The organism is Exiguobacterium sp. UBA6282, from assembly GCF_002440475.1.
Classification (GTDB): Bacteria; Bacillota; Bacilli; order Exiguobacteriales; family Exiguobacteriaceae; genus Exiguobacterium_A.
In genome coordinates this window covers 6,324-7,058 of sequence record NZ_DJUM01000042.1, presented here as the reverse complement: position 1 = coordinate 7,058, position 735 = coordinate 6,324, and the positions used below count along the sequence as shown (strand labels likewise).

The following is a 735-nucleotide window of genomic DNA, read 5'->3' as shown; positions in this document are numbered from 1 at the left end:
TGAGGGCGCGTGGTAAGCGTTGATTAAAATCAAATAACATTAAGCGTAATGATTCTTCAGGTGGTGTGGAATTTGTTTGCGTTGCTTTAGACGTTCTATTCTTGAAAGGAAGGCTAGATTGATTTTGTATAGTATCCGTAGCTTCGAGAGTATATTTTCCTATAGATCGCTTTCGTTTCTTGATTACGAAACAAATGACGCAACCTGTTACAAGAAGTGCTACGACAAAGAACACCGGAAAATTAGAACTCGCTTTTTCTTTTGCTGATTCCAAAAAGCCGGGCGACTTTGAAGGATTGGCTTTACCACGTGCTGTCCCATTCGTTTTTTCCGTTTTTCCTGTACTACCACCTAAAATTTCACCGTCGGAATTTTCGTCGATCGTATTATCGAATGTACAACTATTTTTTTTGAAAATAAGTTTTGATAAGTCATCATGATTACAATCTCGCACAATCGTCGTCTCTTGTTCCAAGAAGTCCGCATTCCGAAACGCTTCATACGCAGACTGCGTCGATACGGACAACAATAGAAAAACGACAATAGAGCCAATGAAACTCGCAATCAGTTTGCTTCGAAACGTTTGCATCGCAGACACCTCCTCATAAACAGTACTTAGACACTTTGCACCGTGCGTTTTCGGCGGTCTTCGACGATCCGACCATCCTGCATGAAGAGAATTCGGTCAGCGCGTTCGGCGAGTTCTAAGTCGTGTGTGACAAATAAAACGCCACA

The 735-nt window shown here is 41.9% G+C and carries 1 protein-coding gene; it reads right to left on the bottom strand.

Going from position 1 to position 735, the window contains the following annotated elements; all coding sequences use genetic code 11:
- Positions 1-589, bottom strand: a 589-nt coding sequence (locus tag B2751_RS11175) for a hypothetical protein (protein WP_290774819.1), incomplete at its 3' end; no start/stop codon positions are given.
- Positions 590-735: the final 146 nt, after the last annotated feature.